The organism is Stenotrophomonas sp. 704A1 (genome assembly GCF_030549525.1).
GTDB lineage: Bacteria > Pseudomonadota > Gammaproteobacteria > Xanthomonadales > Xanthomonadaceae > Stenotrophomonas > Stenotrophomonas tuberculopleuritidis.
This window is the reverse complement of sequence record NZ_CP130831.1, coordinates 1,798,591-1,823,065: the sequence shown is the minus strand read 5'-3', so window position 1 is coordinate 1,823,065 and position 24,475 is coordinate 1,798,591. Positions and strand designations below refer to the sequence as shown.

28 protein-coding genes are annotated in these 24,475 nt (G+C 67.8%); 3 read left to right on the top strand and 25 right to left on the bottom strand.

Going from position 1 to position 24,475, the window contains the following annotated elements; all coding sequences use genetic code 11:
• Positions 1–53: 53 nt before the first annotated feature.
• From alaS to rlmE, 13 genes are all read right to left on the bottom strand, one after another.
• Positions 54–2,702, bottom strand: a complete 2,649-nt coding sequence (gene alaS / locus Q5Z10_RS08615; RefSeq protein ID WP_303638681.1) for an alanine--tRNA ligase — start codon at positions 2,700–2,702, stop codon at positions 54–56.
• A gap of 106 nt (positions 2,703–2,808) precedes the next feature.
• Positions 2,809–3,300 (bottom strand): recombination regulator RecX, encoded by a 492-nt coding sequence (gene recX / locus Q5Z10_RS08610; RefSeq protein WP_303638680.1) that lies wholly within the window; start codon positions 3,298–3,300, stop codon positions 2,809–2,811.
• A 111-nt stretch (positions 3,301–3,411) separates the two neighbouring features.
• Positions 3,412–4,449 carry a recombinase RecA gene (gene recA / locus Q5Z10_RS08605; protein ID WP_303639156.1) on the bottom strand — a complete coding sequence of 346 codons (1,038 nt, stop codon included), beginning with the start codon at positions 4,447–4,449 and terminating at the stop codon, positions 3,412–3,414.
• Positions 4,450–4,651: 202 nt separating this feature from the next.
• Positions 4,652–5,287 carry a transcriptional repressor LexA gene (gene lexA, locus Q5Z10_RS08600; protein WP_303638679.1) on the bottom strand — a complete coding sequence of 212 codons (636 nt, stop codon included), beginning with the start codon at positions 5,285–5,287 and terminating at the stop codon, positions 4,652–4,654.
• A 190-nt stretch (positions 5,288–5,477) separates the two neighbouring features.
• Positions 5,478–7,160 carry a 2-polyprenylphenol 6-hydroxylase gene (gene ubiB / locus Q5Z10_RS08595; RefSeq protein WP_303638678.1) on the bottom strand — a complete coding sequence of 561 codons (1,683 nt, stop codon included), beginning with the start codon at positions 7,158–7,160 and terminating at the stop codon, positions 5,478–5,480.
• Positions 7,161–7,195: 35 nt separating this feature from the next.
• Positions 7,196–7,690, bottom strand: coding sequence for a CinA family protein (locus tag Q5Z10_RS08590; RefSeq protein ID WP_303638677.1), 495 nt, complete (start codon positions 7,688–7,690; stop codon positions 7,196–7,198).
• 84 nt (positions 7,691–7,774) lie between these two features.
• Complete coding sequence (hflX, locus tag Q5Z10_RS08585; protein WP_303638676.1) at positions 7,775–9,085, bottom strand: ribosome rescue GTPase HflX; 1,311 nt, start codon at positions 9,083–9,085, stop codon at positions 7,775–7,777.
• 14 nt (positions 9,086–9,099) lie between these two features.
• Positions 9,100–9,375: an RNA chaperone Hfq gene (hfq, locus tag Q5Z10_RS08580; protein ID WP_079221450.1), complete on the bottom strand. Its 276-nt coding sequence runs from the start codon at positions 9,373–9,375 to the stop codon at positions 9,100–9,102.
• A 94-nt stretch (positions 9,376–9,469) separates the two neighbouring features.
• Positions 9,470–10,423 (bottom strand): tRNA (adenosine(37)-N6)-dimethylallyltransferase MiaA, encoded by a 954-nt coding sequence (gene miaA, locus Q5Z10_RS08575; protein WP_303638675.1) that lies wholly within the window; start codon positions 10,421–10,423, stop codon positions 9,470–9,472.
• Complete coding sequence (gene folP / locus Q5Z10_RS08570; RefSeq protein ID WP_303638674.1) at positions 10,423–11,319, bottom strand: dihydropteroate synthase; 897 nt, start codon at positions 11,317–11,319, stop codon at positions 10,423–10,425. The genes miaA and folP overlap by 1 nt, the downstream gene beginning before the upstream one ends.
• 100 nt (positions 11,320–11,419) lie before the next feature.
• Positions 11,420–11,608 carry a hypothetical protein gene (locus Q5Z10_RS08565; protein ID WP_303638673.1) on the bottom strand — a complete coding sequence of 63 codons (189 nt, stop codon included), beginning with the start codon at positions 11,606–11,608 and terminating at the stop codon, positions 11,420–11,422.
• A 99-nt stretch (positions 11,609–11,707) separates the two neighbouring features.
• Positions 11,708–13,645, bottom strand: coding sequence for an ATP-dependent zinc metalloprotease FtsH (gene ftsH, locus Q5Z10_RS08560; protein WP_303638672.1), 1,938 nt, complete (start codon positions 13,643–13,645; stop codon positions 11,708–11,710).
• Positions 13,646–13,709: 64 nt separating this feature from the next.
• Positions 13,710–14,342, bottom strand: a complete 633-nt coding sequence (rlmE, locus tag Q5Z10_RS08555; protein WP_303638671.1) for a 23S rRNA (uridine(2552)-2'-O)-methyltransferase RlmE — start codon at positions 14,340–14,342, stop codon at positions 13,710–13,712.
• A 64-nt stretch (positions 14,343–14,406) separates the two neighbouring features.
• On the opposite strand from rlmE, the gene yhbY reads away from it, so the two are divergent.
• Positions 14,407–14,712 carry a ribosome assembly RNA-binding protein YhbY gene (gene yhbY / locus Q5Z10_RS08550; RefSeq protein WP_303638670.1) on the top strand — a complete coding sequence of 102 codons (306 nt, stop codon included), beginning with the start codon at positions 14,407–14,409 and terminating at the stop codon, positions 14,710–14,712.
• A gap of 11 nt (positions 14,713–14,723) precedes the next feature.
• Positions 14,724–15,098 carry an Mth938-like domain-containing protein gene (locus Q5Z10_RS08545; protein ID WP_303638669.1) on the top strand — a complete coding sequence of 125 codons (375 nt, stop codon included), beginning with the start codon at positions 14,724–14,726 and terminating at the stop codon, positions 15,096–15,098.
• A gap of 122 nt (positions 15,099–15,220) precedes the next feature.
• Here Q5Z10_RS08545 and Q5Z10_RS08540 read toward each other — a convergent pair whose 3' ends face one another.
• The 4 genes from Q5Z10_RS08540 to surE are packed head-to-tail and all read right to left on the bottom strand — an operon-like array spanning position 15,221 to position 18,078.
• Positions 15,221–15,994: a peptidoglycan DD-metalloendopeptidase family protein gene (locus tag Q5Z10_RS08540; RefSeq protein ID WP_303638668.1), complete on the bottom strand. Its 774-nt coding sequence runs from the start codon at positions 15,992–15,994 to the stop codon at positions 15,221–15,223.
• Positions 15,991–16,605: a YqaA family protein gene (locus Q5Z10_RS08535; protein WP_303638667.1), complete on the bottom strand. Its 615-nt coding sequence runs from the start codon at positions 16,603–16,605 to the stop codon at positions 15,991–15,993. Before Q5Z10_RS08535 ends, Q5Z10_RS08540 begins: the two co-directional genes overlap by 4 nt.
• A gap of 19 nt (positions 16,606–16,624) precedes the next feature.
• A complete protein-coding gene (locus Q5Z10_RS08530; RefSeq protein WP_303638666.1) occupies positions 16,625–17,302 on the bottom strand; it encodes a protein-L-isoaspartate(D-aspartate) O-methyltransferase in 678 nt (225 codons plus the stop codon).
• Entirely contained in the window at positions 17,299–18,078 is a 780-nt protein-coding gene (gene surE, locus Q5Z10_RS08525) for a 5'/3'-nucleotidase SurE (protein WP_303638665.1), read from the bottom strand. Before surE ends, Q5Z10_RS08530 begins: the two co-directional genes overlap by 4 nt.
• A gap of 209 nt (positions 18,079–18,287) precedes the next feature.
• Between surE and Q5Z10_RS08520 the strand changes: the two genes are divergently transcribed.
• Positions 18,288–18,827 carry a Smr/MutS family protein gene (locus tag Q5Z10_RS08520; RefSeq protein ID WP_303638664.1) on the top strand — a complete coding sequence of 180 codons (540 nt, stop codon included), beginning with the start codon at positions 18,288–18,290 and terminating at the stop codon, positions 18,825–18,827.
• 84 nt (positions 18,828–18,911) lie between these two features.
• On the opposite strand, the gene truD is transcribed toward Q5Z10_RS08520, so the two are convergent.
• The 8 genes from truD to kdsA all read right to left on the bottom strand — a co-directional run bounded on the left by truD (position 18,912) and on the right by kdsA (position 24,410).
• Positions 18,912–19,943 carry a tRNA pseudouridine(13) synthase TruD gene (gene truD, locus Q5Z10_RS08515; protein WP_303638663.1) on the bottom strand — a complete coding sequence of 344 codons (1,032 nt, stop codon included), beginning with the start codon at positions 19,941–19,943 and terminating at the stop codon, positions 18,912–18,914.
• The gene (gene ispF / locus Q5Z10_RS08510; RefSeq protein WP_303638662.1) at positions 19,940–20,437 is read right to left on the bottom strand and encodes a 2-C-methyl-D-erythritol 2,4-cyclodiphosphate synthase; all 498 of its coding nucleotides are present in this window, start codon (positions 20,435–20,437) and stop codon (positions 19,940–19,942) included. Before ispF ends, truD begins: the two co-directional genes overlap by 4 nt.
• A 33-nt stretch (positions 20,438–20,470) precedes the next feature.
• On the bottom strand, positions 20,471–21,169 hold the full coding sequence (ispD, locus tag Q5Z10_RS08505) for a 2-C-methyl-D-erythritol 4-phosphate cytidylyltransferase (RefSeq protein ID WP_303638661.1): 699 nt from the start codon (positions 21,167–21,169) through the stop codon (positions 20,471–20,473).
• Positions 21,166–21,516 (bottom strand): cell division protein FtsB, encoded by a 351-nt coding sequence (gene ftsB / locus Q5Z10_RS08500; protein ID WP_303638660.1) that lies wholly within the window; start codon positions 21,514–21,516, stop codon positions 21,166–21,168. Before ftsB ends, ispD begins: the two co-directional genes overlap by 4 nt.
• 4 nt (positions 21,517–21,520) lie before the next feature.
• Positions 21,521–22,813, bottom strand: coding sequence for a phosphopyruvate hydratase (eno, locus tag Q5Z10_RS08495; protein WP_303638659.1), 1,293 nt, complete (start codon positions 22,811–22,813; stop codon positions 21,521–21,523).
• 96 nt (positions 22,814–22,909) lie between these two features.
• On the bottom strand, positions 22,910–23,239 hold the full coding sequence (locus Q5Z10_RS08490; protein ID WP_303638658.1) for a hypothetical protein: 330 nt from the start codon (positions 23,237–23,239) through the stop codon (positions 22,910–22,912).
• Positions 23,239–23,583 carry a hypothetical protein gene (locus tag Q5Z10_RS08485; RefSeq protein WP_303638657.1) on the bottom strand — a complete coding sequence of 115 codons (345 nt, stop codon included), beginning with the start codon at positions 23,581–23,583 and terminating at the stop codon, positions 23,239–23,241. The genes Q5Z10_RS08490 and Q5Z10_RS08485 overlap by 1 nt, the downstream gene beginning before the upstream one ends.
• A complete protein-coding gene (kdsA, locus tag Q5Z10_RS08480; RefSeq protein WP_012510652.1) occupies positions 23,580–24,410 on the bottom strand; it encodes a 3-deoxy-8-phosphooctulonate synthase in 831 nt (276 codons plus the stop codon). The genes Q5Z10_RS08485 and kdsA overlap by 4 nt, the downstream gene beginning before the upstream one ends.
• Positions 24,411–24,475: the final 65 nt, after the last annotated feature.

Here is a 24,475-nt window from a genome sequence, read left to right as displayed (position 1 = left end):
ATGGTACCGTCAGCCGTCCCGCTCCTACAAGGAGGGGGACGGCCGGGGATTCATCACAGGCGGGGGCTGACCCATTCGACAACCGCAGCCAGCGCGGTGGCAAGGGCGGGCCCGTCCTCGCCACCACCCTGGGCGAGGTCCGGGCGTCCGCCGCCCTTGCCCCCGATCTGACCGGCGATATGGGACAACAGTTCCCCCGCCTTGACCTTGCCCATTGCACTGCCGTTCACGCCCGCGACCAGGGCGGCCTTGCCGTCCTGGGCGCCGGCCAGCACGATCACCGCGTCACCCAGCTGCTGCTTCAGGCGGTCCATGGCATCACGCAGCGCCTTGGCATCGAAGCCCTCCAGGCGCACCGCCAGTACCTTCACACCGGCGACCTCGACGGCCTGGCCGGACAGGTCGGCCGTGGCGCCGGCCGCGACCTTGGCCTTCACCGCGTCCAGTTCGCGTTCCAGCTGCTTCTGGCGCTGGCCGAGGGCACGGATCTTCTCGACCACATCGGCGGCACTGCCGCCCAGCAGCTCGGCCGCTTCGGCCAGGCGGGCCTCTTCGGCATCCACATAGTCCAGGGCGCCCTGGCCGGTAACCGCCTCGATGCGGCGCACGCCGGCCGACACACCGCCTTCGGAGGTGATCTTGAACAGACCGATGTCGCCGGTACGGTTGACGTGGGTACCACCACACAGCTCGGTGGAGTAATCCCCCATCTTCAGCACGCGCACGCGCTCACCATACTTCTCGCCGAACAGGGCCATCGCGCCGAAATCCAGCGCTTCCTGCATGCCCATGGTGTGCACTTCGGCGGCGTTGTTGGCGCGCACCTGCTGGTTGACCTTGCGCTCGATCAGCGCCAGCTCCTGCGCACTGATCGGCTGGAAGTGCGAGAAGTCGAAGCGCAGGCGGTCGGGCGCGACCAGCGAGCCCTTCTGCTGCACATGGGTACCGAGCACTTCGCGCAGTGCCGCATGCAGCAGGTGGGTGGCCGAATGGTTGAGGATGGTGGCGCCACGGCGCTCGCCATCGACCTGGCCGGACAGCACATCACCGACCTTCAGCTGGCCCTCGGCCAGGGTACCGACGTGGCCATGGAACTGGCCGGCGAACTTCTGGGTGTCGGTCACGGCCAGGCGCACGCCCTGCCCGCCCAGCACGCCGGTGTCGCCGACCTGGCCGCCGGATTCGGCGTAGAACGGGGTCCGGTCGGTGATCACGATCACCGCATCGCCGGCGCTGGCCGACTGCACCGGACGACCGTCCTTGAGCAGGGCCAGCACCCGCAGGTCGCCGGACTGCAGGCTGTCATAGCCCAGGAACACGGTCGGGGTCAGGGTGGCGACCAGCTCGGCCGGCAGGGTCACGCCACCGCCGAACTTGCCGGCCGCACGCGCCGTCTCGCGCTGCTGTTCCATCGCGGCATCGAAGCCGGCGATGTCGACCGTCAGATCGCGCTCGCGGGCGATGTCCTGGGTCAGGTCCAGCGGGAAGCCATAGGTGTCGTACAGGCGGAAAGCATCGATGCCCGGGATGACGCCATTGCTGGCCTTGGCGGCCACGTCCTCGAAGATCTTCATGCCGGCATCGAGGGTTTCAGCGAAACGCTCTTCCTCGGCCTGCAGCGCACGGGTGACCGTGTCCACCGCCGCCGGCAGTTCCGGATAGGCCTCGCCCATCTGCTCGACCAGGGTCGGCACCAGCCGGCTGAAGAACGGCTGGCGCACGCCGAGCATCCAGCCATGGCGCAGGGCGCGGCGGATGATCCGGCGCAGCACATAGCCACGGCCTTCGTTGGACGGCAGCACGCCGTCAACGATCAGGAACGAACAGGCCCGGATGTGATCGGCGATCACGCGCAGCGACTTGTTTTCCAGGTCGGCGGTGCCGGTCAGCTCGGACGCCTTGCGGATCAGCGCCTGGAACAGGTCGATCTCGTAGTTGGTGTGCACGTGCTGCAGGATCGCCGCCAGGCGCTCCAGGCCCATGCCGGTATCCACGCACGGCGCCGGCAGCGGCACCAGGGTGCCGTCGGGCTGGCGATCGAACTGCATGAACACCAGGTTCCAGATTTCGATGAAGCGGTCGCCGTCCTCATCCGGCGAGCCCGGGGGGCCACCGGCGATATGGTCACCGTGATCGTAGAAGATCTCGGTGCACGGGCCGCACGGGCCGGTGTCGGCCATCTGCCAGAAGTTGTCCGACGCGAACGGTGCACCCTTGTTGTCGCCGATGCGCACGATACGTGCTTCCGGCACGCCGATCATGTCGCGCCACAGCGCGTAGGCCTCGTCATCGGTCTGGTAGACCGTGACCAGCAGGCGCTCGGCCGGCAGCTTCCAGACCTGGGTCAGCAGCTCCCACGCCCAGGCGATGGCGTCCTTCTTGAAGTAATCGCCAAAGGACCAGTTGCCCAGCATTTCAAAGAAGGTGTGGTGGCGGGCGGTGTAGCCCACCTGGTCCAGGTCGTTGTGCTTGCCGCCGGCGCGCAGGCAGCGCTGGACGTCGGCCGCGCGCACGTAGCTGCGCTTCTCCGCCCCCAGGAACACATCCTTGAACTGCACCATGCCGGAGTTGGTGAACAGCAGGGTCGGATCGTTGCCCGGCACCAGCGGTGCCGACGGCACGATGGTGTGGCCTTTGCCCTTGAAGAATTCAAGGAAGTCGCTACGGATCTGGGAGGTGGTGAATTTGGCGGATGCGTTCATGGGGGCTGGCAGTCTGCGGGCCGGGGTCCGCGCCACCGGCCGCAGTGGCCGGGGTCGTGACGGACCGCCGAAACCTCAAAGGGTATCAGGCCCAGCGCCGCCAGTCTCAGTCATCCGGGTCGTAGCGGGTCGCGCGGCGGATGCTGTCACCGTCGAAACCGCGCCGGGCCAGCAGATCGGCAGCCTTGCGGCGCTGCGCCAGGTCCTGCGGACCGGCCTCGCCGAAGCGTCGACGGACCAGATCACGGGCGTTTTCCTGCCAATCGCCCTCATAGCTGTCCATCGCGGCCGCGATCTGCTCGCTGTCCAGCCCATGGGTACCCAGCTCGGCGCGCACGTGGATCGGCCCGTACCCGGTCGTGGCACGCATGCGGACCAGGTTCTCGGCGAACCGGGTGTCATCCTGCCAGCCGGCCTCGGTCAGCTTGTCGACCGCGGCCTGCGCGGCCTCCCCTTCGATCCCGCGGGACGTCAGCTTGCGGGTCAGTTCCTTGCGCGAATGCTCACGTCGCACCAGCAGCCCCAGCGCCCGCTGGACCGGTGTCTGTTCGCGGACACGGCGCTTGCGACCGGGTGCCGGAGCGTCGGAATCATGCATGCTCGCCTTCCATCAAAATGCGCCGTCCCTGGCGCCTCCCCCGTCGGGGAATACCGAATCTGCGGGACAGGGCGACGTCACTGACGGCGCCGCCCTGCCCCACAGCAAGCCTTACTCGTCGTCGCCTTCGTCGTCGCCTTCCTCGCGGGCGGCTTCGGTCGGCTGGAACTTCTCGCGCAGTTCAGCCTCGAGCTTCGACGCCACCTGCGGGTTGTCACGCAGATACCCGCGGGCGTTGTCCTTGCCCTGGCCGATGCGCTCATCGCCGTAGCTGTACCAGGCACCGGCCTTCTCGACCAGCTTGGCCTCCACGCCCATGTCAATCAGCTCACCTTCACGGCTGATGCCTTCACCGTACAGAATCTCGGTGATGACCTGCTTGAACGGGGGCGCCAGCTTGTTCTTGACGACCTTGATCTTGGTCTGGTTGCCGATGATCTCGTCGCCCTTCTTGATCGCACCGATGCGGCGGATATCGAGGCGGACCGACGCGTAGAACTTCAGCGCGTTGCCGCCGGTGGTCACTTCCGGACTCTGGCCCGGCATCATCACGCCGATCTTCATGCGCAGCTGGTTGATGAACACCACCAGCGTGTTGGAGCGCTTGATGTTGCCGGTCAGCTTGCGCAGCGCCTGGCTCATCAGGCGGGCCTGCAGGCCCGGCAGCTGGTCGCCCATCTCGCCTTCGATTTCGGCCTTCGGGGTCAGTGCCGCCACCGAGTCGACCACCAGGATGTCCACCGAGCCGGAGCGCACCAGCATGTCGGCGATTTCCAGTGCCTGCTCACCGGTATCGGGCTGCGACAGCAGCAGGTCGTCGACGTTCACGCCGAGCTTGGCCGCATAGATCGGATCCAGGGCATGCTCGGCGTCGATGAAGGCAGCGGTGCCGCCCATCTTCTGGCACTCGGCGATGGCCTGCAGGGTCAGGGTGGTCTTGCCCGAGGACTCCGGGCCGTAGATCTCGACCACGCGGCCCTTCGGCAGGCCGCCAATGCCCAATGCGATGTCGAGCATCAGAGAACCGGTCGGGATCGCCTCGACGGGCTCGACCACGCGATCACCCATCCGCATCACCGAGCCCTTGCCGAACTGCTTTTCGATCTGGCCCAGAGCTGCAGCGAGGGCGCGCTTCTTGTTCTCGTCCATCGTATTGGTCCTTGCAGAGGTCACGTCGTTGGAGGTGCTGTCTTTGGAAGTCTTCTTGGCCATGGGTTCACTTTAAGGCTGGCGTATCGCACAGGCTGAGATTCTGCCCGGCGCTCGGAAAAAAATTATCGGACATCCGTACCAACCTCAGCGGAACCAGAGAATCGCCACAAAAGACCGCGGAAAATGCAGGGTGAAGCGTTCAACGATTGGGCCGCAGCAGCCCGCAGTACAGGCCCTCGATCGAGAAATCCTGGTCCGGCAGCACGTCGATCGGCTTGTAATCGGGGTTGCGCGGCAGCAGGCGGATGCGGTCCTTGGCGATCTTCAGCAGCTTGACCGTGATCTCGTCATCGATACGCGCCACCACGATCTGCCCGGAATGGGCATCGCGGGTACGGTGCACGCCGATCAGGTCACCGTCGAAGATGCCCTCGTCGATCATCGAGTCGCCCTGCACCTTCAGCAGGTAGTCCGGTGCCGGCGAGAAGAACACCCGGTCCAGCACCACGAAATCATCCGAGCCGATATCGGCGCTGATCGGCAGGCCTGCCGCGACCCGGCCCAGCACCGGCAGACGCAGCACGCTGTCCGGCAGCTCCGGCTCGGCGAGCTTCTCCACCTGCGGCGCCTGCACCAGGCGGATCCCGCGGGCCTGCCCGGGGATGCGACGGATCGCTCCAGCCTGTTCCAGCGCCTCCAGGTGGTACTGCGCCGCGCGAACGCCCTTGAAGCCGAACGCACGGGCAATTTCAGTCTGCGACGGCGGCGCGCCCTCGCTCTCGATACGCTCGGCGATCAACTGCAGGATCGCCTGCTGGGTGTCGGTCAGGTCCATGGTTAGTAGTATTACTACTAACGCACGGGACTGCAAGTGCCGGGTACGCCATGGCGTGGTGCGGGCCGGTTGGGCACGGCCCGGCTGCCATAGACAAAGGCGAAAGCAAAAGCCGCCGAGCATGGCTCGGCTTTCCAGGAATCGCTGCGCGATGCCGCAGTTCCCGGCGGCAACCGCTGCGGCAAGCGCACTAGGTGTGCTTGCCGCTTCTCCAGATCGAGAACAGGATCCAGACGCCGCAGAATCCGGCGCCAATGAAGCCGCCGACGCCCAGTGCCAGCAGCCAGCGGCTGGAGACGCCGCCGACGCTGTGCATCACGATCGAACTGCCGATGATCAGCGCTGCGGTAACGATGCCCATCACCAGCCGGTTGGCGGCGCGATTGACCTGGTCGCCAAATCCCTGCAGCGCGCTGGTTTCCACTTTCAGCTGCAGGCGCCCGCGGCGGGCCGCCTGGACCAGCTTGCGCAGGTCGCGCGGCAGTTCGCCGGCGAAGTCGATCATGCCCAGCAGGCTGCGCCGGCCACGCTTGAGCAGCGCCCGGGGCGCGTAGCGCTGCAGCACCACCCGCTCCAGGAACGGGCGGGCAGCGCTGGCCATGTCGAAGTCCGGGTCGAGCTGGCGCCCCATGCCCTCCAGGGTCAGGAAGGCCTTGATCATCAGCGCCAGGTCGGCCGGAAGGGTCAGGCTGTAGCTGCGCAGCAGCTGGGTGATGTCGCCCAGCATCAGGCCGATCCGCAGGTCCTTCAGCGGCACGCCGCGATACTGGTCGACGAACTGGCTGATGTCGTGCTGAAGGCGGTTCTCGTCCACCTCCACCCCGCCCGCCCAGTCCAGCAGCACGTCGGCCACCCCCTGCGGGTCCTGTTCGACCAGGCCATGCAGCAGCTGCGCGACCTGGAAACGGCGCACTTCGGACAGGGCACCGACCATGCCGAAATCGATCACGCCGATACGGCCGTCGCGCAGGTAGATGATGTTGCCCGGATGTGGATCGGCGTGGAAGCAGCCGTCCTCCAGCACCATCTTCAATACGATGTCGGCCCCCCGCCGCGCCAGTTCACGACGGTCCAGGCCGGCGGCATCGACCGCGGCCAGGTCACGGCCGGGAAGGCCGTCGACGAAGTCCTGCACGTTCAGGCTCTCGCAGGTCCATTGCCAGTGCACGCCGGGGATCAGGATGTCGTCACGCCCATCGAAATTGCGTGCGATGCGCTCGGCGTTGCGGCATTCGGCGGCGAAATCCAGCTCGCGCCGCAGCGACACCGTGAACTGCTGCACCACTTCGGCCGGACGGTAGCGGCGCAGATCCGGCAGGCGCGCTTCGACGATCTCGGCCAGCCGCGCCAACAGGCGCAGGTCCGCCTCGACCACGTCGCGGATACCCGGCCGACGGACTTTCAATACCACCTCGCGGCCGTCGTGCAGGCGTGCGCGGTGGGCCTGGGCCAGCGACGCGGCGGCCATCGGGGTTTCGTCCAGGAACGCGAACACCTGCACCGGCGGCGCACCCAGGTCGCTCTCCAGCTGTTCCCGGATCTTTGCGTAGGGCAGCGCCGGCACGGCGTTCTGCAGTTCGGACAGCTCGGTGATCCAGTCCGGCGGCAGCAGGTCGACGCGGGTCGCCAGCACCTGCCCCAGTTTGACGAAGGTCGGGCCGAGATCCTGCAACGCACTGCGCACGCGCACCGGCGCGGTCATGCGCAGCATTTCCTGGCGCTCTTCGTTCCAGTGCAGCAGGCGACCGGCGCGCTCCAGCACGGTGGCCAGTCCGATGCGGCGCACGACATCGCCAAAGCCGTAACGGATCAGGACCGCAGCGATTTCCTGCAGCCGGCCAAGGTCACGGACGGTACCCAGCGTCTCCCACATCGTTGCCTACTCCGGTGGATTGCCGGAGCAGCATGTCACAGCTGGGCGTCGATGCCGCGCAATGCCGCGGCCACGGTCTGCCGGCGGATGGCTTCGCGGTCGCCGTCGAAGTGGAACAGTTCGGCACGGGCGTAGCCGCCACGGCGCTTCCACCCGATCCAGACACTGCCGACCGGCTTGTCCGCGCTGCCGCCGCCCGGGCCGGCGATGCCGGTGACCGCCACCGCGATGCCGGCCCCGGAATTGACCAGTGCGCCGGACACCATTTCCAGCACGGTTTCGCGACTGACCGCGCCGAACTGTTCCAGCGTCTGTGCACGCACGCCCAGCAGGCGCTGCTTGGCCTCGTAGCTGTACACCACCATGCCGCAGTCGAAGAACGCCGAGGAACCGGCGATATCGGTCATGCTCTTGGCGATCCAGCCGCCGCTGCAGCTTTCAGCGGTGACCAGTTGCAGCGAGGCCTGCTGCAGGCGCTGTCCCAGCGCGGCGGCCTGGGCATGGAGATCGGCGTCGGTGGGGAAGGACATCGGGATCGCGGGGAAGAAGAACCTGCACGTTGTACCGCAGTTGAGCGGTCGTGTCGCGCGCGCCGGGCGGGGCCCGGCACAGGCTCACCACTCCGGCGGCTTCTCCGGCAACAGCGCGCGGATCGGCGCGCCGTCACTGCTGGCGGCCAGCTTCTCGGCCTCGGCGATCGGCAGATCGACCTGCAGCAGCCAGCCGTCCTCGTCGGCCTGCTCGCTGCGGATCACCTCCAGCTGGTGCAGGCGCGCACGCAGGCGACCGGCGCTGGACGGCAGGCGCAGTTCGCCGGTGACGTGCTGCAGGCCCAGGCGCTTGCCCAGCACGGACTGCAGCAGCTCCATGCCCTGGCCGTCGCGCGCGGAAATCCACACCCGCTCGCGACGGGCGTCATCGGGCACCCCGTCCTGGCCATCGTGGCGCACGCCGGCACCGTCGATGCGGTCGATCTTGTTGAACACCAGCAGCTGCGGCAGGTCGCCGGCGCCGACCGCGGCCAGCACCTCATCGACCTGGGCGATGCGCTCCTCGCGGTGCGGATCGGCTGCGTCGACCACGTGCAGCAGGAAATCGGCCTCGCGCGCTTCGGACAGCGTCGACCGGAACGCGGCAACCAGGTCATGCGGCAGATCGCGCACGAACCCCACGGTATCGGCCAGCACCACGCTGCCACCGGGCACCGCGATGCGGCGCACCGTCGGGTCCAGGGTGGCGAACAACTGGTCGGCCGCATAGGCCTCGGCGCCGGTCAGCGCGTTGAACAGCGTCGACTTGCCGGCATTGGTGTAGCCCACCAGCGCAACGCGCGGAAGCTCGCTGCGCAGGCGCGCCCGGCGCATCTGTGTGCGCTGCACCTCGACCTTCTCCAGTCGCTTCTGCAGCTGCTCGACCCGCTTCTGCAGCAGGCGGCGGTCGGTTTCCAGCTGGGTTTCACCCGGGCCGCGCAGGCCGATCGAACCGCCGCGCTGGCGCTCCAGGTGGGTCCAGCCACGCACCAGGCGCGTCGCCAGGTGGCGCAGCTGCGCCAGCTCGACCTGCAGCTTGCCTTCATGGCTGTGCGCGCGCTGGGCGAAGATGTCCAGGATCAGCCCGGTGCGGTCGATCACCCGGCGCTCAAGGAAACGCTCCAGGTTGCGCTCCTGCCCCGGGCTCAGCGCATGGTTGACCAGGATCAGATCGGCGCCGGTCGCTTCGACCGCCGCCTTGATCTCGTCCAGCTTGCCGCTGCCGATCAGCGTCGACGGATTGGGCCGGTCCAGGCGCGCGGTGATGGTCGCAGCGATGCTGGCCCCTGCCGAGCGGGCCAGATCACCGAACTCCTCCAGCACATCGTCTTCCAGCTTGCCGAAATGCGGCTGGATCAGCAGGGCGTGTTCACCCTTCTTCGAGCGGTCAAACATTCACCGCTCCGGTATTACTCGTCTGCTTCATCACCCGCCTGACCATTTTCACCTGACTGCACATAACCCCCCCCCGGGCCGACCTTGACGTTGCGCGCGGGCACCACGGTGGAGATGGCGTGCTTGTAGACCATCTGGCTGACGGTGTTGCGCAGCAGGACGACGAACTGATCGAACGACTCGATCGTGCCCTGCAGCTTGATGCCGTTGACCAGGTACACCGAAACCGGCACGCGTTCGCGCCGCAGTGCGTTCAAGAAAGGATCCTGCAGCGATTGCCCCTTGGACATTGCACACTCCTGATTATTGTTCTTATTGGTTGCCGGCCGTTGCCGCGAGCCCGAGCCGCGTGCCGGCCCATGATGGTACACGGCCAGCGTCGGTTCAGCGTGCGACGAAGGCCGACACCGCGGCCGCCAGCCGCTCCTGGTCGATATGGGGGTCGAACCAGCGTGCATCAAGCTCGCCGCGCAGCCAGGTCAGCTGGCGCTTGGCCAGCTGCCGGGTGGCGAAGATCGCCCTGTCACGGAACCGGTTGGCATCGCCCTGCCCGTCCAGGTATTCCCAGGCCTGCCGGTACCCCACCGCGCGCACCGCCGGCAGGTCCAGCGGCGCAGCGACGGCGGCCATCTGCGGCAGCCGGCGCAGCGCACGTACCTCGTCGAGAAAGCCCTGGGCAAGCATGCCGTCGAAACGGGCCTCGATGCGCCGGTGCAGGACCGCCCGCTCGCCGGGGGCGAGCACGAGCTTCAGCGTGCGCACCGGCAGCGGCGCCACACCGGGCCGGCGCTGCCACTCACTGATCGGGATGCCGGTCAGGCGGTAGACCTCCAGCGCCCGCTGGATGCGTTGGGGGTCGGTGGCGTGAATGCGCGCGGCGGCGGCCGGGTCGACGGTGGCCAGCTCCGCATGCAGGGCGGCCCAGCCGCGATCGGCGGCCTCGGCGCTCAGCACCTCGCGCATCGCCGGGTCGGCCTCCGGCATCGGCGACAGCCCCTGCAGCAGGGCACGGAAATACAGTCCGGTGCCACCGGCCAGGATCGGCATCCTGCCACGGGCAATGATATCGGCCACCACACGCCCGGCATCGGCGGCGAACTCGGCCGCGGAATAGGTCTGCCAGGGATCGCGCAGGTCCAGCAGGTGGTGCGGTACCTGCGCGCGTTCGGCCGCGTCGGGCTTGGCCGAACCGATATCCAGGCCGCGGTAGACCAGTGCCGAGTCGACGCTGACGATCTCCCCCTGCAGCTGCCGGGCCAGGGCGATCGCGGTGGCGGTCTTGCCGCTGGCGGTCGGCCCCATCACCGCGATGGCGAGCGGGCGCCGGTCGGCCGCCATCACTCGTCGTCCGGCCAGCGGATCGAGGGCCTGGCGTCCACCCGCATCGCCGGCACGGCGTCGACCGCCTGCCACACACGCAGCGCGTCCACCGTCGCGGCGACATCGTGCACGCGGACGATGCGCGCGCCGCGCTGCACGGCGATCAGATGCGCCGCCACCGACGCAGCGACGCGCTCCGCCGGTGAGGCACGCCCGGTCAACTCACCGAGGCTGCGCTTGCGCGACAGCCCGGCGAGCAGAGGCACCCCCAGTTCCAGGAAGCGCTCGGAGCGGGCCAGCAGCAGCATGTTGTGCGCGGTGGTCTTGCCGAAGCCGAAGCCGGGATCGATCAGCAGGTTCTTCCTGGCGATGCCTGCCATCTCGGCGGCGAACAGGCGCTGCACAAGGAAGCCATGCACGTCGGCGACCACGTCGTCGTACTGCGGGTCGGCCTGCATGTGGCCCGGCTCACCCTGCATGTGCATCAGCACCACCGGCACGCCGCTCTCGGCGGCCGCCTCCAGCGCGCCGTCCTGGCGCAGGCCGAAGATGTCGTTGATCATGCCGGCGCCGGCGGCTACGGCCGCGCGCATGACCTCCGGTTTGAAGGTATCGATGCTGATCGGCACCGCGGTCCGCGCCGCCAGCTGCTCGATCACCGGCAGCACCCGGCGCAGTTCTTCCTCGACCGGCACCGGCGCGGCGCCCGGGCGGGTGGATTCGCCACCGATGTCGAGCAGGTCCGCGCCTTCTTCGACCAGCTTCAGGCCGTGCGCGACCGCCGCCTCGGTGGTGTCATGGCTGCCGCCGTCGGAAAACGAATCCGGGGTGACGTTGACGATGCCCATGACCCGGGCACGGTCCAGATGCAGGATGCGGCCGGCGCAATCGAGCTGGGGCGAGGTATCGAACATGGGCAATCCTGCAGGAACAACGGCGGGTAGTTTAGTTCGGCAGGGCGGCGCCCTGCACCCGCAGCAGCAACGGCCGAAGCCGAAGCCCGGCGTAACCCCATCAGCGCTGCTGGCGGCGCTTCCGGTCCACGTACAGCGTCTTGATGATGCTCAGCAGGACACCGACGGCGATGCCTACGCCACAGCCCAGCAGCAGGTTGTCCACGGTCAGGCCCACGGCGACGCCGACGATGGTGGCGATGACCATTTCGACGTTGTGGGAGATCGGTTGCGGCGGCGGGTGGGACATACGGGCTCCAGCAGATGGCTCACATCAGGGCGGGCCAGGCCCCGGAAATGACGAAGCCGGGTTGCCCCGGCCTCGTCAGGCAGTGCGTAGCGCCGATCGTCAGTGCGACTCGGCCGGACCGGCAATCGGCGGCAGCGGACGGGCGTCACCGCCCTTGTCGTTGCCACCACCGTCCTTGTTGGACTTGTTCCAGCCCGCCGGCGGCGGCGGATCGCGGCCTTCCATGATGGCGTCGATCTGCGGCGCGTCGATGGTCTCGTACTGCAGCAGCAGCTGCGACATCGCATGCAGCTTGTCCAGGTTGGCCGTCATCAGCTCGGTGGTGCGTGCATAGGCTTCGTCGAGGATGTTGCGCACTTCCTCATCGATGCGGCGCGCAGTGTCGTTGGAGACACTCTTGTGCTGGGTGACCGAGCGGCCCAGGAACACTTCGTCATCCTCTTCGCCATAGGCGATCGGGCCCAGCTGGTCCGACAGGCCCCACTTGGTGACCATGTTGCGGGCCATCTTGGTGGCGCGCTCGATGTCGTTGGAGGCACCGGTGGTGACCTTGTCGGCACCGAAGATCAGTTCCTCGGCGACACGGCCACCGTACAGCGAGCACAGCTGCGACTTGATCGCCACGCGGTTCATCGAGTACTTGTCGCCCTCCGGCAGGTACATGGTCACACCCAGCGCACGACCGCGCGGAATGATCGTGACCTTGTAGACCGGATCATGCTCGGGCACCAGGCGGCCCACGATGGCGTGACCGGCCTCGTGGTAGGCGGTGAGGGTCTTCTCTTCTTCGCTCATGGCCATCGAGCGGCGCTCGGCACCCATCAGGATCTTGTCACGGGCGCGATCGAAGTGGTCCATGCGGACCTCCTTCTCGTTGCCACGCGCGGCGAACAGGGCGGCCTCGTTGCAGAGGTTGGCCAGATCCGCACCGGAGAAGCCCGGCGTACCGCGCGCGATCACCATCGGCTCGACGTCGTCGGCCAGCGGCAGCTTGCGCATGTGCACCTTCAGGATGTGTTCGCGGCCCTTCACGTCCGGCAGACCGACCACCACCTGGCGGTCGAAGCGGCCCGGGCGCAGCAGCGCCGGGTCCAGCACGTCCGGACGGTTGGTCGCGGCGATCACGATCACGCCTTCGCCGCCTTCAAAGCCGTCCATCTCGACCAGCAGCTGGTTCAGGGTCTGCTCGCGCTCGTCATGACCGCCGCCCAGGCCGGCACCACGGTGGCGGCCGACGGCGTCGATCTCGTCGATGAAGATGATGCACGGCGCGTGCTTCTTGGCCTGCTCGAACATGTCGCGCACGCGGCTGGCGCCGACGCCCACGAACATTTCCACGAAGTCCGAACCGGAGATCGAGAAGAACGGCACCTTGGCTTCGCCGGCGATGGCCTTGGCCAGCAGCGTCTTGCCGGTGCCCGGCGGGCCGACCATCAGCACGCCGCGCGGAATCTTGCCGCCGAGCTTGGTGAACTTGGACGGGTCGCGCAGGAAGTCGACCAGTTCGCCGACCTCTTCCTTGGCCTCGTCACAGCCGGCGACGTCGGCGAAGGTGACCTTGATCTGGTCTTCGCCCTGCAGCTTGGCGCGCGACTTGCCGAAGGACATCGCGCCCTTGGCGCCGCCACCGCCGCCCTGCATCTGCCGCATGATGAACAGCCAGAAGCCGATGATCAGGATGACCGGCAGGAAGTTCATCAGGATCGCGCCCAGGGAAATGCCGCTGGACGGCTCCTCCTGCACGATCTCCACGTTCTTGGTCCGCAGCACGTTGATCAGGTCACGGTCGAACGGCGCGGTGATGGTGGACGACTGCCCACCGCGGGTGGTGTAGGTGATCTGGCTGGTACCGCCGCGCGTATCGCCGCCGAAGGCGACCTTCTGCACGTTGCCCGAGTCCACCTGGTCCAGGAACTGCGAGTAGGACGCGCCCTGCGCGCCGGCCCCGGAGGTCTTGGGCGAGAAGCTCTGGAACACCACCATCAGCACGACGGCGACGACCACCCATAGCAGGAGGTTCTTGGTCAAGTCGTTCATCCTCATTGGCTCCGGTGTTCCTCTCAGTGCGGTGTTGCGTTGGGGTCGAGCGTACTCGGCGAGCTTACTTCATGTGGGCGCGTTTTCCCTGACCCAAGGCGTACACCTCGGGCGAGCGCTTGCGCGAGGCTTCCGGCTTGCGGATGGAGACCTTGTCGTAGCGACGGCGCATGTCGCGCACGTAGTCGTCAAAGCCTTCACCCTGGAACAGCTTGATCAGGAACGCCCCACCGGTCTTGAGGTGGTTGTCGGCAAACTCCAGGGCCAGCTCTGCCAGGTGCATCATCCGCGGCTGGTCAACCGCACCCACGCCACTCTTATTGGGGGCCATGTCCGACAGCACAAGGTCCACCCGCTGATCCCCGAGCATGCCCTCGAATTCAGATAGGACAGCTTCTTCCCTGAAGTCACCATGAAGGAACTCCACCCCGGCCAGCGGCGGCATGTCCAGGATGTCCAGTGCCAGCACCCGGCCATTGTCGCCCATCTGTCTCCGCACCTGCTGCGACCAGCCGCCCGGGGCCGCGCCAAGGTCGACCACGACCATGCCCGGCTTCAGCAGGCGGTCACGTTCGAGAAGCTCCTCGAGCTTGTAGGCCGCGCGCGAGCGCATGCCCTCGGCCTGGGCCTTCTTCACGAAGGGGTCGGAGAAATGTTCCTTGAGCCAGCGCTGGCTGCTTTTGCTGCGGGTAGCCATTGGAAATAGGGGCTGATGGGGTCGTCATGATACCCTGATCGCCCCATTCAACCGTGTTTTCTGCATGTCAATCGCCCTGACCGCTTCCCAGACCCGTTTCCTGCGCGGCCAAGCCCACGACCTCAAGGCGCTGCTGCAGACCGGCGGCAAGGGCGTCACCCCGGCCTTCCTCGCCGAGCTGAACGAGGTGCTGGAGCGCCATGAACTGGTCAAGGTGAAGGTCGCCGCCGAGGACCGCGAGGCCCGTGACGTGATGATCGCCGAGATCGTGCAGGCCACCGACAGCGCCCTGGTGCAGCGCATCGGCCATGTGGCCGTGCTGTACCGGCCCAGCAAGGAACAGCGTCAGATCGTGCTGCCGCGCGGCTGACCATCCCTGCCATGCAGCTGAACCACGAACTGCCCGACTACGCCTACAGCCTGCGCGCCGCCGACGGCCGCTCGGCGCGGGTCAACGACCGCGTGCTGGGCAGCAGCTTCTTCCTGAGCCCTGAACAGCTGGTCGAGCAGTGGCCGGTTGCGCGCGCCTCCGACCTGCAGGTGGCCGACCTGGAGCCGATCCTGGCACTGAACCCGGCGCTGATCGTGCTCGGGACCGGCGACCGCCAGGTATTCCCGCCCGCCGTGGTGATGGCCGCGTGCCTGTCGCGGGGCATCGGCCTGGAAGTGATGAACAACCCGGCCGCTGCGCGCACCTTCAACATCCTGGCCGGTGAAGGCCGCAAGGTCGCTGCCGCGTTCATTCTGGAAGGCTGAGGTCGCCGGGCATGGCCCGGCGCTACCTATAGAGAGCCGTCGGGCATGGCCCGGCGCTACCCGTGTATGGACGCGGTGTGGAAGCCGCCGGGCGTGGCCCGGCGCTACCGTGTCTGCGCGGTCTATTTCGCCGGCAGGTACTGCTGCGGGTCCACCGGCTTGCCGTTGTAGCGGATCTCGAAGTGCAGCATGTCCCGGTTCGCGCCGGTACGGCCCATCTCCGCGATCTGCTCGCCGGCCTTCACGCTCTGGCCTTCGTTCACCAGGCGCTTGCGGTTGTGGCCATAGGCCGACAGCCACTGGTCGCTGTGCTTGATGATGATCAGCTCGCCGTAACCGACCAGGCCGGCACCGGAATACACCACCACGCCGTTGGCGGTGGCGCGTACCGGCGCGCCGCTGGTGCCGGCGATGTCCACGCCCTGCTTGGTCGCGTCGCCTGCCACGTAGCGGCCGACCACCGCGCCATCGGCCGGCCAGCGCCAGGCGATGTTGCTCTTCACCGGCCCGACCGGTGCCGGGGCCGGGCTGCTGGTTCCGGTACTGCCGCTGCCACGTGGCGGGGTCACCACGGTGGTCGGTGCGCGGCCACCGCCCGCCCCCTGCGGGTACAGACGGATCACCTGCCCCGGGTAGATGGTGGACGGATTGTCCAGGCGGTTCCAGGCGATCAGGTCGGCCGGCGTGATGTCATGGATGCGCGCCAGCGCATAGATGGTGTCGCCCTTGCGCACGACCACGGTCTGGCCCGGTTTGGGCACCGAGGTCTTCGGCGTGCTCACGCCGCCGCCGCCGCTGGGCCGGACCACGGTGGCGGTGCCACAGGCGGCCAGGGTGGATACCAGCAACGCCAGTGCGCCGATGCGCACTCCCTTGCTCAGACGATCTGCACTCATGCGAACTTCGACCTCCATACAAGCCAGGCGATTAGCACCACCACCAACGCGGTGGCGATCCAGCCCAGCGGTTCAATCCATCGGCGCAGCGCCGCTTCGGCACGCGCACCACCGATGCGGATGACCGCGGCCAGCACGTAGACGCGCTTGCCGCGGCCGATCAACATGCTCAGCAGGTACTGTGGCAACGGCACGCCGACGATACCCGAAGCCCACGTGAAGACCTTCATCGGGATCGGCATGAAGCCGCCCAGCACCAGGAACGTGAACACCGCCCACGGCGACTCGGCCATCTTTGCCTGCACGGTGGCGATGCCCTGCTCGATCGCCGGCAGCATGCCCAGCATCTCGAACAGCGGCTTGATCGCCTCGAAGGCGTAGTGACCCAGCGCGTAGCCGACCAGCGCACCGGCCATCGAGCCGGCCAGGCTGAGCGTGGCGAACCACCAGCCGCGCCTGGGCTGGGCCACGCACATCGGCGCCAGCATCACTTCCGGCATCACCGGGAAAATGATTGCTTCAACGAAGCTCAACACCGTCAGATAGGTCGGCGCACGCTCGTGCGCGGCCCACTTCATCGCCCGCTCGTACAGCGGCCCGAAAATCTTCATGCAACCCTGCTCCGTGGATTCAATCCAGCATGCCAGACAGCAGCGGCACGAAGGTGACCGGCGCCAGCACGCGTTGTTCGATGCTGCCATCGGCGCGGCGGTCCAGCTGCACCAGCGACTGCGCGCCGGGGCCACCGACCGGCGCGACCAGGCGGCCACCTTCGGCCAGCTGTTCGATCAGGGCATCGACCAGCGCCGGTGCCGCTGCAGTGACCACGATGGCGTCGAACGGACCATGCTCGGCCCAGCCGACACGACCGTCGTCATGCTTGGTGCGGATGTTCATGCCCAGCGCACGGAACCGCTTGCGCGCCTGCCGCAGCAGGTCGCCGATACGCTCAACGGTGTATACCTCCAGGCCCAGCGCGCCCAGCACGGCAGCCTGGTAGCCGGAACCGGTGCCGACTTCCAGCACCTTTTTCGGAGCGACCTGCAGCACCGCTTCGGTCATCCGCGCCACCACCCACGGCTGCGAGATGGTCTGGCCATGGCCGATCGGCAGCGCGGTGTCTTCATAGGCGCGCGAGGCCAGCGCCTCGTCGATGAACAGATGGCGTGGCACCACCCGGATCGCGTTCAGCGTCGACTCGTCGGCGATGCCGGCTTCGCGCAGGCGATCGACCAGACGATCGCGCACCCGCTGCGAGGTCATGCCGATGCCAACGGCCTCCGGCTGCAGGCGCAGGCGGGGGCTCATGCCGGCTGGTCCAGCGCGGCGGTCAGCCCGCCCACCCAGCTGGCGACCTTTTCCAGGGCCTGGTAGCGGGTCAGGTCAACCTGGATCGGCGTGATCGAAATGTGCCCGGTACGCACGGCGTGGAAATCGGTGCCGGGGCCGGAGTCCTGCTCACGCCCGGCCGGCCCGATCCAGTACACCTCGTTGCCGCGCGGATCCTTCTGCGCGATGCAGCCCTCGGCGCGATGGCGGTTGCCCAGGCGGGTGACTTCGAAGCCCTTGATCTCGCTCCACGGCAGATCCGGCACGTTGACGTTGAGGATGGTGTCGGCCGGCAGCGGATCGGCCTTGAGCCGGGCAACGATTTCCACCGCGGCGCGCGCAGCGGTCTCGAAGTGCCGGGGATCGTGATTGCGGGTGACCAGCGATACCGCGACCGCCGGCAGGCCGAGGAAGCGCCCTTCCATCGCCGCCGAGACCGTGCCGGAATAGATCACATCGTCGCCGAGGTTGGCGGCGTTGTTGATGCCGGACACGACAATGTCAGGCTCGAATTCCAGCAGTCCGGTCAGCGCCAGGTGCACGCAGTCGGTGGGTGTACCGGCGACCGACACGGTGTAATGGTCGATGCGCTTGAGCCGGACCGGCAGGTCCAGGGTCAGCGAATTGCTGGCGCCGGAGCGGTCGCGGTCAGGTGCGACCACCGTGACTTCGTGACCGGCTTCGCGCAACACCGAGGCCAGCATCCGGATGCCTGCAGCGTCGACACCGTCATCATTGCTGACCAGGATGCGCATCTTCGATTTAACCGCTTGATTTTCCAAGAATTCGATTCCGTCACCTTGCAGCGTGGGCGAGGATGACCGGCATCCCGACGGGATGCGGCACCTCCACAAGTGCGTCCGCTATTGTGCCGCAAGCCGGCCGCCGGTCCTACCCTGTCGGCGGTCACGGCTGACATCGGGCGGTCATAGGCAGACCGGCGCGGGCGGTTTACCCTGTGCGCATGTCGCACCCTGAAGATGAAGATCCGGCAGCACTGTTCCGTGCCGCCATCGGTGAGGTGACGCCGCTGCGCAGGGAGGTCGAGCCGGCGCCCGCCGCGCCACGGCCGAAACCGCGCGCACGCATGGCCGAGCGCGATGAAGCCGACGCGGCCGGAGAGTTCGCCCGGCTGCTGCGCGACAGCGCGCCGCTGGAAGCTGGCGATGTGGCCAGCTATCGCCGCGACAACCTGCCCCCGCGCCTGTTCCAGCGCCTGAAGCGCGGCCAGTACTCGGTACAGGACGAGCTTGATCTGCATGGCGCGACCGCCGCGCAGGCCGAGGCGATGCTGCGCCAGTTCCTGCTGGAGGCACATGCGCACGAGCAAGGCTGCGTGCGCATCATCCACGGCAAGGGGCTGCAGGCGGACGGCGGCGCGCCCGTGCTGAAGAACGTGGTCGATCGCCTGTTGCGGCTGCGCAACGACGTGCTGGCCTTCCATTCGGCGCCGACCGCACAGGGCGGCACCGGTGCAGTGCTGGTGCTGCTGGCGCGGCGTTGACCGCGGCATCCCCGCACGGCGTGGATCCAGTCGATGCCTCAGGCGTTCCACGCCATGCCGGGATATGCCCACGGCATCCGGCAATCAGTCCTGTGAGGCGTCTTCGACCGGGCCGAGTTCATGCAGCACGGCGGTGGCATAGCATCCCGGCGGCAACGCGAACGACAGTTCCAGCACGTCCTGGCCCAGCCACTGGTGCTGCAGCAAGGCCGGGCGCAGCCGCAGTGCGCGCCGCTCCTGCTTCAGCCGCGCGCTCTCCAGCCCGGCGCGCAACGCAAGGGACTGCTCATCCTCCAGCGCCCCCAGCTCCAGCGCGCGTGCCGCATCGCTGCTGCGCAGCTCACCCTCTCCCCACAACGGCGCGCTGGGGTGGATATCGAACCGGGCCAGGCGCTCGGCCAGCACATCGCTGAACGGCTCGGGCCCGAACACGCTGCGGCTGCCGTCGAGCATCCACACTTCGCCGTCCAGTGGCCGGTCCCAGCTGCCCTGCTCCACCCGTGCGGCCAGCACCCGGTTGAACAGCGCCGAACGTGCCGCCGACAGCAACAGCGAGCGCTGGTCCGGGCGCATGCGACGGCCTGCGAACATCGCCAGCGCCGCCGGCACGTTGCCGCCATCGCGACCGAAACGCTGTTCACCGAACCAGTTGGGCAGGCCGCGCGAGGCGATCTGCTGCAGCCGTGCGTCGATCGCAGCCGCATCGCCGTGCACGTCGCGCAGCACCAGCCTGAAACGGTTGCCTGCCAACGCGCCGCGCTGCAGCTTGCGGTTGTGCCAGGTCGCATCGATCACTTCGATTTCGTCGCTGGCCAATGCAGCCAGGTCCGGTGCGACGCGCTTGGGCAGGTGCACGCTGAAGCGCTGGGTGGTGACGGCATTGCGATCCTTCATGCCGGCATAGCTCACCGCCATGTCCGGCAGCCCTGCCCATCGGGCCAGCAGCCTGGCCACGTGCACGGTGTTCGCGCCGCGCTTGCGGATGTGCAGCAGCAGGTGCTCGCCCTCGCCGGTGGCTTCGAAGGCCGGCAGCTCGTCGACCTGGAAATCATCGGGGGTGGTACGGATGCGCGCGCGCAGCAGCGGCTCGCCGAACGCGAGGGGAAGCGGAATCATGCGGCCACCAGCAGCACCACGGCCTGCGCGGCAATGCCTTCACCACGACCGGTGAAGCCCAGCTTCTCCGAGGTGGTGGCCTTGACGCTGACCGCATCCAGCGGCAGCTGCAGCAGCTGGCCGATGCGCTCGCGCATGGCCAGCGCGTGCGGGCCGACCTTCGGGCGTTCGCAGATGACGGTGATGTCGGTGTTGCCGACACGCCAGCCGCGTTCGCGCAGCAGGCTGTCGCAGTGGCGGACGAATTCGCTGCTGTCCGCCCCCTTCCAGCGCGCGTCGCTGGGCGGGAAATGCTGGCCGATGTCGCCCAGCGCGATCGCGCCGAGCATGGCATCGCACAATGCATGCAGGATCACATCGCCGTCGCTGTGCGCCAGGACACCGCAGCTGTGCGGCACCGCGATGCCACCGAGCATGATGTGGTCGCCTTCACCGAAGGCATGGACGTCGTAGCCCTGGCCGATGCGGACGGGCGGGAACGGGGAGGTGCTCATGGATGCAGCCCTTGCAGCAGGGCCGCGCGGGCGTCAGCCGGCGCGGCGGGAGAGTACGAATTCGAACCGGTCGAGATCGGCCGGGGTGGTGACCTTGAAGTTGTCTTCGCTGCCTTCCACCAGCAGCGGGCGCTGGCCCTGGCGCTCCATGGCCATGGCATCGTCGGTCACGTCAATGCCGGCGGCAGCGGCCTCGGTCAGCGCGCGGATCAGCTGATGGCGGCGGAACAGCTGCGGGGTGAGCGCGCGCCACAGGCGTTCGCGCGGTTCGGTGCCATCGATGCCACCATCGTCGCCCGCCCGCTTGAGCGTGTCACGCACGGGGGCGGCGAGGATGGCACCGACCGGATCGGTGCGGCCCGCTTCCAGCAGGCGCCCGAGATCGGCCAGCGACAGGTTCGGGCGTGCCGCGTCGTGCACCAGCACGAACTCATCGGCACGCACGCTGTCCGGCAGCGCCTGCAGCCCGGCCAGCACCGAGGCGGCGCGGGTGGCACCGCCCACGCAGGTCAATACCGGCTTGCCGGACCATTCGCTCCAGCCCGGCCAGTCGGCATCGTCCTGGCCGATCACCACCATCGCGCCGGCGACGGCCGGGTGCGCCAGCAGTGCGTCCAGGGTATGGGCGAGCAGGATCTGCCCGCCCGCCTGCAGGTACTGCTTGGGCAGTGGTGCGCCGAACCGGGTGCCACGCCCTGCAGCGGGAACCACCACCCAGATCGCCGCGCTCATGGCACGTCCGCCGGGTGGTCGCCCACCTGCGCGGCGACCGGCGCAGGCGGCGCCGGTCGCGAGGGCGCATCTTCGACCACGCGGTAGAACTTCTCGCCGGGCTTGATCATTCCCAGCTCGCTGCGCGCGCGTTCCTCGATGGCGGACTGGCCTTCCTTGAGGTCCTTCACTTCGGCAGCCAGCGCATCGTTGCGCTGCTGCAGACCCTCATTGTCCCGTTCCTGGCTGGTGACCTGGGCTTCGAGCATCATCACATCTCCCGAGTTGCCCGGACCAAACCAGAAACGGTACTGCAGCCATGCTAGCAGCAGGGCCAGCAGCAACAGCAGCCAGCGCCAGTCGCGCATGGGCTCAGCGCTTCAGCGAAACGAACGCGTCACGACCGGCGTAACGCGCGCCGGCGCCGAGGGCTTCCTCGATGCGCAGCAGCTGGTTGTACTTGGCCACGCGATCGCTGCGGCACAGCGAGCCGGTCTTGATCTGGGTGGCGGTGGTGGCCACGGCGATGTCGGCGATGGTGGTGTCCTCGGTTTCGCCCGAGCGGTGCGAAACCACCGCGGCATACCCGGCGCGGTCGGCCATTGCGATGGCCTCCAGGGTCTCGCTGAGCGTGCCGATCTGGTTGACCTTGATCAGGATCGCGTTGGCGGTGCCCGAGTCGATGCCTTCCTGGAAGATCTTCGGGTTGGTCACGAACAGGTCGTCGCCGACCAGCTGCACCTTCTTGCCGATGCGATCGGTCAGCAGCTTCCAGCCCGCCCAGTCGTTCTCGGCCAGGCCGTCTTCGATGGTGATGATCGGGTACTGTGCGGCCCAGTCGGCCAGGAAGTCGACGAACTGCTCGGAGGTCAGGCGCTTGTTCTCGCCGACCAGGTTGTACTTGCCGTTCTCGAAGAACTCGCTGGAGGCCACGTCCAGGCCCAGCAGCACGTCTTCACCGGCGGTATAGCCGGCCTTGCCAATCGCTTCGAGGATGGTGTCGAGCGCTTCGACGTTGCTGCGGAAGTCCGGCGCGAAGCCGCCTTCGTCGCCCACCGCCGTGCTCAGGCCATGCCCCTTCAGCACCGACTTCAGCGAATGGAAGATTTCGGTACCGGCACGCAGCGCTTCGGAGAACGAGGTGAAGCCGACCGGCAGCACCATGAATTCCTGGAAATCGACGTTGTTGTCGGCGTGCGCACCGCCGTTGATGATGTTCATCATCGGCACCGGCAGCGACGGGGTGACACCGGTCTTGCCTGCCAGGTACTGCCACAGCGCCTGCTTGCTGGAGGCGGCGGCGGCGTGCGCGGCGGCCATCGAGACACCCAGCAGCGCGTTGGCGCCCAGGCGGCCCTTGTTCTCGGTGCCGTCAAGATCGATCAGACGGCGATCCAGGGCAGCCTGGTCGGACGCTTCCATGCCCTTCAGCGCAGCGGCGATGGCACCGTTGACGTTGTCCACGGCCTTGCGCACGCCCTTGCCGAGGTAGCGGGTCTTGTCACCGTCGCGCAGCTCCACCGCTTCCTTGGTGCCGGTCGAGGCGCCGGAGGGAACGGCGGCGCGACCGAACGAACCGTCCTCCAGGGTGACTTCGGCTTCCAGCGTGGGGTTGCCACGGCTGTCGAGGATTTCACGGGCATGGATGCTGCGGATCGTACTCATGGTCGGGCCGGTTACCTGTAGGAGAGGGGGCGACAAAAACGAATGCCGCGTGATTATCCCCGGCTACCCGCCGCTTGCCAAATGGCCTGGGCGGCCTCAGCCGGCGCTGGACCCGATCACGATCAGCAGCAGCGACACCAGCATCACCAGCAGGACGCCGGCAACCGCAGCGCAGACAGGCCCGCGCTGCCGCCGCCAAGCCAGCACCATCGCCCCCAGGCTGCCCAGGAAGGACAGCACCAGCGTGACCAGCGCGCCCAGCACCCACCACTGCATGGCCTGCACGCCGTGGTCGCCCTCCCCCGGCGGCCGGAAGCTGGCCGCGAAGGCCACTACGGCGGTCACCAGGCTGCTCCAGGCAAGCACCGACAGTCCCAGAGCGACCAGGCCCCAGGGCCGCCCGCGCGGCGATGCCGTCGTATTCATCAGAGCAGGTCGTGCAACAGCACGCCAAGCCACAGCGAGAGCAGGACCATGGCCAGCGCTGCGGCCGCCCTGCCCCGGTTCAGTCGCCACGCCAGCACCGACGCCACGATGCCGGCGGAAACAGTCAACAGCTCGGCCACGGCAAGGGTGATGACATAGGGCTTCAGGTTGAGGCCCGCGCCGTCACCGGGCGGGCGCATCGCCGCGCCCACCAGCATGAAGATGAAGAACGCCCCTGACAGCGACAGCAATGCCAGGCCCAGCGCGATCAGGCCCCATGGCCACTGCCGCCACCGCCGGCGGTGACGCTGGGCCTGCAGCGCCAGCCACGGGTCAGGACTCACGCGAAGCGCGAGAAGCCGTGCTTCTTGGTTACCGCGTCAAGTTCCATCAAGGTTTCCAGCAGCGCTTCCATCTGGTCCAGCGGCCACGCGTTGGGGCCGTCGGACAGCGCCTTGGACGGGTCCGGATGGGTCTCGGCAAACAGGCCGGAAATGCCGACGGCCACGGCGGCGCGCGCCAGCACCGGCACGTGTTCGCGCTGGCCACCGGAGCTGGTGCCCTGCCCGCCCGGCAGCTGCACCGAATGGGTGGCGTCGAACACCACCGGGCAGCCGGTGTCGCGCATCACCGCCAGCGAGCGCATGTCGCTGACCAGGTTGTTGTAGCCGAAGCTGGCGCCGCGCTCGCAGACCATGATCTGCTCGTTGCCGGTCGCCTTCGCCTTTTCCACCACCGGCTTCATGTCCCACGGCGCCAGGAACTGGCCCTTCTTGATGTTGACCGGCTTGCCCGCCGAGCACACCTTGCGGATGAAATCGGTCTGCCGCACCAGGAACGCCGGGGTCTGCAGCACGTCCACCACCGAGGCCACTTCGTCCATCGGGGTGTACTCATGCACGTCGGTCAGCACCGGCACGCCGATCTGCTTCTTCACTTCGGCCAGCACCTTCAGGCCTTCTTCCATGCCCGGGCCACGGAAGGCGGTGCCGGAGGTACGGTTGGCCTTGTCGAAGCTGGACTTGAAGATGAAGTTCACGCCGAGCCGGTCGGTGACTTCCTTCAGCTTGCCAGCGGTATCCAGCTGCAGCTGCATCGACTCGATCACGCAGGGGCCGGCGATCAGGAACAGGGGCTGGTCCAGCCCGACCTCGAATCCACACAGTTTCATGGCGTTTCCTTGTTGTCCGCTGCACCGGCGGGGCCGGTGCCCAGGGGATGAAGCATGCAAGATGG